Origin of the sequence: Atribacter sp., from assembly GCF_035418125.1 — a bacterium.
GTDB lineage: Bacteria > Atribacterota > Atribacteria > Atribacterales > Atribacteraceae > Atribacter > Atribacter allofermentans.
In genome coordinates this window covers 1-6,747 of the sequence record NZ_DAOLQM010000111.1, presented here as the reverse complement: position 1 = coordinate 6,747, position 6,747 = coordinate 1, and the positions used below count along the sequence as shown (strand labels likewise).

The following is a 6,747-nucleotide window of genomic DNA, read 5'->3' as shown; positions in this document are numbered from 1 at the left end:
AGATGAGATCCTCACGCCCTTACAAAGCGAGGGCTCAGGATGACCGATTAAAGAATTTGTTTGATGGTATTTTCAGGATAGGAATAGTGAAATTTGAAATTCTTACCGGTTATTTTATCTTTTTGTTTCAGTATTTTGAGGTGGAAAGTATGGATTCTCAACCAATTTATCGAGAAAAAATTGACCTTGATATTCTTATCCAAAAGTCTCAGGAACTGATGGATAATCTCGAGTCCTGCACTCTCTGTCCTCATGCCTGTCGGGTGAATCGGAAAAAGGGTGAAATTGGACATTGCAGAGCGGGGATGGAATTGGAAGTTGCCTCCTATGGACCTCATTATGGGGAAGAAGCTCCGTTGGTAGGGTATCGAGGTTCAGGCACTATTTTTTTCCATCATTGTCCGATGCATTGCATCTATTGTCAAAATTGGACTATAAGCCAAGGCCACGGCGAAAAAATCTCTATTGAAACTTTGGCTGGTTACATGGAGGAACTCCAGGCACTTGGCTGTCATAATATTAATTTGGTTACTCCCACCCATTACCTTCCTCAAATCCTTGCTGCTATAGTGATGGTAGTTCGTAACGGACTTAATATCCCCATCGTTTATAACTGCGGCGGTTATGAAAGTACAGCTACTCTAAAAAAGTTGGATGGCATTATTGATATTTACCTTCCCGATGCAAAATACTCTAATAAAGAAACTGCCGAGAAATTATCCGGAATTTCAGGATATCCGGAAGCCATGAAAGCTGCGTTAAAAGAAATGCATCGTCAAGTAGGAGATTTAAAAGTTGATCAACAGGGAATCGCTCAGCGAGGCCTGTTTATTCGTCATCTGGTCCTTCCAAATCATCTCGCTGGAACCCAGGAAATCATCGCTTTTATTGCCGAAAAGATATCTCCAACTGCTGCCATTAATATCATGGCGCAATATTATCCAACTTATCATGCCTTTCAATGTCCATCATTAAACCGTCGACTTTCCCGGCAAGAATATGAAGAAGCGTTGAAAATAGCTCACGACGTCAGTCCTCATTTCCAACTCAATTTTTGATGGTTAATAATTTTATACTCCTCCGATACAGCTGCGGACAGTTTCCTCGGCGAATTTTTCTTCCGCTTGCAGATCATGGGTGAACCGTGACACTAAAATACCAACCAAAAAAGATCCAGCCATGGAAAAAAGTCCAGGATTTTTCAAGGGGAAAAGGGCTCGGGAATGATGGAGGACATCCACCCAGATAGTGGGGCTCAAAAAAATGAGGATAATGGCCAACCCTAAGCCAGTAATCATACTAGCTACCGCTCCCTGAGTGGTAAATTTCTTCCAATATATCGACAGAAGCAAGGCCGGAAAATTCGCACTCGCTGCAATGGCAAATGCCAATCCTACCATAAAGGCAATATTTTGACCTTTAAAGAGGATCCCTAATACAATAGCGACAATACCCAAAGATAGAGTGGAAATTTTTGCCACTCTCAACTCCTTTTTTTCATTGATAATACCCTGTTTAAAAACTCCCGCATACAGATCGTGGGATACTGCCGAAGCACCAGCCAAGGTCAAACCAGCAACTACCGCTAAAATGGTAGCAAAAGCGACTGCTGCCAGATAACCAAGAAAAACTTGACCTCCCAATACTTCAGCTAACAGAAGAGCTGCCATATTTCCACCTTGATCAATAGTTTGAATAGCTGCCTTTCCAACAATGACCGCTGCGCCGAATCCTAAAATAAAAGTAAGGATATAAAAAAATCCAATGAAACCAGTCGCATAAAAAACTGATTTTCTGGCTTCTTTCGAATTGGGAACGGTGTAAAATCTCATAAGAATATGTGGAAGGCCGGCAGTTCCAAACATCAGTGCCAATCCCAAAGAAATAGTATCTAAAGGATTTTTAACCAATCCTCCCGGAAGCAGAAAATCAATTCCATATTGAATCTGGGCTTCATTAATAAGATTCCCAAAATGAAATCCATAATGATAGAGGGTCCAAATCGCCAAAACTGTGGCGCCGCCCAGCAAAAGTGCTGCCTTGATAATTTGAACCCAGGTAGTGGCTAGCATCCCGCCAAACAAGACATAGGCAAGCATAATCGAACCAACTAAGATAATCGCTACCTCATAAGGAAGACCAAAAACCAGTTTTATTAAGGTTCCGGCACCCACCATTTGAGCAAGAAGATAGAAAAGAACTGTCACAATACTTCCAACAGCTGCTGCGCTTCGAACCGGCCTTTTGCTCAACCGATAGGCCACGACATCCGCATGGGTATATTTCCCTAAATTTCTGAGTGGTTCTGCGATGAGAAAAAGCACCACCGGCCAGCCAACCAGCCAACCCACTGAATATATCAGACCATCATAACCACTCAGAGCCACCATGCCGGCAATTCCCAAAAAAGATGCCGCGCTCATAAAATCTCCCGAAAGAGCCAAACCATTTTGAAAACCACTGATACCATGTCCAGCAGCATAGAACTCACTGGTAGTATGGGATTTCTTTGAGGCCCAATAGGTAATGAATAGAGTAGCTGCCACAAATATAAAAAAGAAGGAAATTGAAATCGAATTGACCTGCCCTAAGCTGGTTGTACTCATGAGTGGCCTCCAGTAGTCCTTTTAATTCTATCAAGCAGTGAATCGTATTTGTTGTTCGCCCACCAAACGTAAACTCCAGTGGTGATCCATCCGATAATGATAATTCCAATGCCAATATAAATACCCAAGGTAATACCACCAGATATTTTCCGAACCAATAATTCCCGATCAAAAGCATTAATCAAAATATATGCAACATAAATACCAACGATAAACAAAGTTAAAGTAAAAGTAATGGCTTTTCTTCGGTTATACAATTCTTGAAAGGCAAAATTATCTAATTTTTTATTTTTGTTGGTCTTTTTCTTCATAAGCTTCCCCTCACATTAAAATCAAATTGTCGGCTTTGAAGTGAATCAATAATTCATAATATTGAAACGATAAAATTGTCTGAGACAATTAAAATCTTATCTCGGTAAAAATATGGGGCTTATAAAACAGTGGGCAAATGGTTAAATGAACTTAGAGGAAAAATTAACTTGGTGGAGGATGAAACTGACGAATCATAGAAAAAATCAACTGTATTCCCCTGCCTTTTACTTTCAATTACTATTTATTATACCTCTTATTGTGAAAAAAGAGGTTATTCAAAACAACTATCCCGGTATAAAATTAAATAATCCATGATAATCGATGTGGCTTCCGGACGAAAGTCTTCATTAAGCGATTTATTGTTCAATACCGTTTCAGCAAAACGCCAAATTTGGCACCAATCAGTATCAAAAGCAACCTGGCCTCGAGCTATAGCAGTTACAATATTTACCGTAAAACTGTTTGGCTTGATTTTCAAAGCTCCCTCAAGAATTTTCATAGCTTCTAAGGGGTGAAAGTAATCATCAAGAAGTTTGAGATACCCAAGACACATCAATTCACTACCATTTAAGGCATAAATTGGAAGATTCTTGGTTTGAAATCGATATTTTTTCATAAGAAATTGAGTAAATATTTCAGCATTCTTTTTCCCCTCGAATTTCCACCCCAAGGCATTAACTAAAGCGGCTTTTTGATCAATAGAAATATTGAGATCAGTTAAGAATCGACACATTTCTTGGTTAAGAACCCCTTGTTCTTGTGCCATTTTAACTAGAGGAATATCCAGATAAGCTTCAGAAAAGGGAGTTGATGTTGCTGGAGAATCAGCGAAAACGCCTTGCGAAAAAACCAATAGGACATATAAAATAGTAAAAAATTTAATTTTCATTTATCCACCTCCAATAGGAAAGGGATTTGTATATGAATATGAATAAACCGTATACGATCATGGAAGTCACCAATGAAAAAACTTCCATCGATAATATCAAGCAATTATTCTTGGAATACGCTCAATCGCTGAATTTTAGCTTGTGCTTTCAAAACTTTCAACAAGAGCTTGATGAACTCCCTGGCGTCTATTCACCTCCCAAAGGTTTGCTTTATTTAGCTCTGGTGTATGGAAAACCAGCTGGATGCATTGCAATGAAACCTCTTAAGGAACAAATCTGCGAGATGAAGCGACTTTATGTCCGACCGGAATTCCGAGGACTGGGAATCGGGAAGGGCTTGGCGATTCATCTCATCTCCCGTGCTAAAGAATTAGGCTACCATAAAATGCGTCTTGATACCATTTCGACCATGAAAGAAGCAATTACACTTTACCGGTCGCTGGGATTTTATGAAATTGAGCCTTATTATAATAATCCGGTTGAAGGCGCTCATTATATGGAAATAAATCTGATTGGATAGGATAAAAAAGAGGATAGATACTTTTTTCTTAAAATCCATTGACGGGTTAAATAAATCAAGCTTTAACAAAAGAATTTTAAAAAAGCCGTCATCCTGAGGCTTCGCTTTTTAAAGCCGTGAGGATCTCATCTTTTATAATTTATGGAATCATTGAATCGGGGAACGATGAAACTGGAAAGGATGAGATTCTCACGTCGTCCGGGAAAGACACTGGACTCCTCAGAACGTAGAAAATGTTGCTCTCTCGCGCCTTCTCCCCTCCGGTCTTTGTTACATCCGATTAATTTAGTGACATACCAAGACAGGTCGAATCTTAGGTTTTCATCCTCATCAATTGCCACCAAGTTGCATGTGGATCTATCCAGTAATTAAAGTATTTAGTAAACAAAAAAATTGCCCCTCTTTTTGATAGAGAGGGGCAATTGGCCATTAGACTTATATAAATGGTTATGGAATCAATACCACTTTAATTGACTCGTCACCTTTTTCTGCCAATTCCATTCCTTTTTTGAACTCAACGAGCGGAAATTCATGGGTTATGATATCTTCGGCTTTCACTTTGCCTTCTTGAATAAAGCGGATAGCAGCTGGATAGGTATAGGGACTCAAATGGGCGCCTCGAATTTCAATTTCTTTCACATCTCCAATAATTGACCAGTCAAGGAGAGTTGGTTCATTGAAAACACTAAACTCAACATATCTTCCCAATTTTCGAATCATATTCATTCCTTGATGAACTCCCTTGGGATTACCACTGGCATGAATATAGACATCGCAGCCATAGCCATCGGTCAGATCTTTCACTTTAGCCACCACATCTTCTTTTAATGGATTCATAACTAAATCTGCACCTAATTCTTTAGCTAAATTTAATCTTTTTTCTTTTGCGTCGATTGCAATCAGGAGTTTCGGATTTTTAAGACGAGCAGTCTGAAGCATACCAAATCCAAGAGGTCCAATGCCGGCAATCACCACAACGTCATCGAGTTGGATATCAGCTCTCTCAACGGCATGGATAGCGCACCCTAACGGTTCAATATAGGGGGCCATATGAAGGGGGAAGCCTTCGGGTAGTTTGTGATTGCGAGCAGTAGCTGGAAATCTCATATACTCGGCAAAACCACCTTCGGCATCATGTTTCTGATAGCCGTAAATATTATGAACTTCACACATCCAGTATTCTCCTCGAAGGCAATAACGACAAACACCACAAGGAACAATTTGCTCGGAAGTTGCCCAATCACCGAGCTTCAAACCATACTTTTTGCTGGCGCCTTCTCCTAATGCCACCACTTGACCATAAAACTCGTGACCGGGGATAACTGGAGGTTTCACATAAGCCGGTTGACCATCTCCTCCCCAGATTCGTGCGGCACCATGGAAAGTTTTTACATCTCCCGCACATATTCCACAACCACCAACTTTTATCAAAACTTCTCCTGGCCCAATTTCTGGAACATCAACTTCTTCTAAGCGGAAGTCGCCAGGAGCATAGTTGACTACCGCCTTCATCTTTTTTGGAATGTTTCCAGATGATTCGATATGTGCCATAACAAGGTACCTCCATGATTCTTATTTTTTTATCAATTACTTTCCCCCAATGATTTTCTCTGTTCACCTTAATATTATATACAAATTTGGGGAAGAAGACAGAAATAATTAAAAAATGAGATCTTCGCGCCCTCGAAAAACCAGGGCTCAGAATGACCGATTAAAGAATTTATTAGATGGTATTTTCAGGATAGATGGTCAAACTGTAGGTATTTTGTGTTTCTAATAATCTGATTCATTAGCTTTCCCCTTTGATCTATCTCATAAACCATAATATTAGGAGTTTTTTGATCATGAATAAAAGGAGGTTGTTCTTCAATAAATTCAATTAAAGTTTCTATGAAACCATAGAGGCATGGATAAATGAGATAGAGAGCAGAAAAAAGCAGTATAGCGATAATGATAAGGAAGGGCAGTGTACGATGTTTAAAACGATACTTGGCTTGTAACTGTTGTTCATCAATTTCAAGTAATAGTTGGTGGATTTTTTCAGCTTTATCTTTATTTTCTAAATCATCCGTTATCATTCACCTCCTTTGATATCAAGGACCCAATTCCTTTCTTTTTGAACTATCAGACTGTTTACTTATAGTAAATAACAATAAAATGTTCGATGGGTCAGTGGAGCAAGCGAGTAGATTAGTTAGTGTTTTTTGAGTATTGAATCAAGAGCTTTTTGCATGTCTTCCGGTCTAAGAGTGCCGAGTAAAATCTTCTTTTGATCAATAGTGACCAATTGAACTCCGATATCTCCAGAGAGAGTATAAGCTTTTCCGTATTTTCCATAACGGATTCCCCATCCTCCATAATCTCGCAAAGGTTGGTAATGGACAATTTGATAACTCACCAGGTTTTCTTTTGGAATTCT

The 6,747-nt window shown here is 39.4% G+C and carries 7 protein-coding genes and 1 pseudogene; 2 read left to right on the top strand and 6 right to left on the bottom strand.

Annotated features, from left to right (window positions below):
- A partial coding sequence (locus PLK24_RS06765; protein ID WP_324477545.1) for a radical SAM protein occupies positions 1 to 1,058 on the top strand: 1,058 nt, incomplete at its 5' end.
- 12 nt (positions 1,059 to 1,070) lie between these two features.
- Here the strand turns inward: PLK24_RS06765 and PLK24_RS06760 are convergent.
- The 3 genes from PLK24_RS06760 to PLK24_RS06750 all read right to left on the bottom strand — a co-directional run bounded on the left by PLK24_RS06760 (position 1,071) and on the right by PLK24_RS06750 (position 3,807).
- Positions 1,071 to 2,606 carry a sodium:solute symporter family transporter gene (locus PLK24_RS06760; protein WP_324477543.1) on the bottom strand — a complete coding sequence of 512 codons (1,536 nt, stop codon included), beginning with the start codon at positions 2,604 to 2,606 and terminating at the stop codon, positions 1,071 to 1,073.
- A complete protein-coding gene (locus PLK24_RS06755; protein WP_324477541.1) occupies positions 2,603 to 2,917 on the bottom strand; it encodes a DUF485 domain-containing protein in 315 nt (104 codons plus the stop codon). The genes PLK24_RS06760 and PLK24_RS06755 overlap by 4 nt, the downstream gene beginning before the upstream one ends.
- Positions 2,918 to 3,189: 272 nt before the next feature.
- Complete coding sequence (locus PLK24_RS06750; protein ID WP_324477539.1) at positions 3,190 to 3,807, bottom strand: hypothetical protein; 618 nt, start codon at positions 3,805 to 3,807, stop codon at positions 3,190 to 3,192.
- A 38-nt stretch (positions 3,808 to 3,845) separates the two neighbouring features.
- Here PLK24_RS06750 and PLK24_RS06745 point away from each other — a divergent pair, with 38 nt between their 5' ends.
- Positions 3,846 to 4,328 carry a GNAT family N-acetyltransferase gene (locus PLK24_RS06745; RefSeq protein WP_324477538.1) on the top strand — a complete coding sequence of 161 codons (483 nt, stop codon included), beginning with the start codon at positions 3,846 to 3,848 and terminating at the stop codon, positions 4,326 to 4,328.
- Positions 4,329 to 4,775: 447 nt separating this feature from the next.
- Here the strand turns inward: PLK24_RS06745 and PLK24_RS06740 are convergent, their stop codons facing one another.
- The 3 genes and pseudogenes from PLK24_RS06740 to PLK24_RS06730 all read right to left on the bottom strand — a co-directional run.
- A complete protein-coding gene (locus PLK24_RS06740; RefSeq protein ID WP_324477536.1) occupies positions 4,776 to 5,879 on the bottom strand; it encodes an alcohol dehydrogenase catalytic domain-containing protein in 1,104 nt (367 codons plus the stop codon).
- Between the two features lie 185 nt (positions 5,880 to 6,064).
- Entirely contained in the window at positions 6,065 to 6,406 is a 342-nt protein-coding gene (locus PLK24_RS06735; RefSeq protein ID WP_324477534.1) for a hypothetical protein, read from the bottom strand.
- Positions 6,407 to 6,522: 116 nt separating this feature from the next.
- Positions 6,523 to 6,747, bottom strand: a pseudogene (locus tag PLK24_RS06730) (DUF6141 family protein); the annotation flags it as partial.

Excerpts from the sequence above, each read along its gene's own strand:
- PLK24_RS06760 (WP_324477543.1), bottom strand. The coding sequence starts at position 2,606 with ATGAGTACAACCAGCTTAGGGCAGGTCAATTCGATTTCAATTTCCTTC.
- PLK24_RS06755 (WP_324477541.1), bottom strand. The coding sequence starts at position 2,917 with ATGAAGAAAAAGACCAACAAAAATAAAAAATTAGATAATTTTGCCTTT.
- PLK24_RS06750 (WP_324477539.1), bottom strand. The coding sequence starts at position 3,807 with ATGAAAATTAAATTTTTTACTATTTTATATGTCCTATTGGTTTTTTCG.
- PLK24_RS06745 (WP_324477538.1), top strand. The coding sequence starts at position 3,846 with ATGAATAAACCGTATACGATCATGGAAGTCACCAATGAAAAAACTTCC.
- PLK24_RS06740 (WP_324477536.1), bottom strand. The coding sequence starts at position 5,879 with ATGGCACATATCGAATCATCTGGAAACATTCCAAAAAAGATGAAGGCG.
- PLK24_RS06735 (WP_324477534.1), bottom strand. The coding sequence starts at position 6,406 with ATGATAACGGATGATTTAGAAAATAAAGATAAAGCTGAAAAAATCCAC.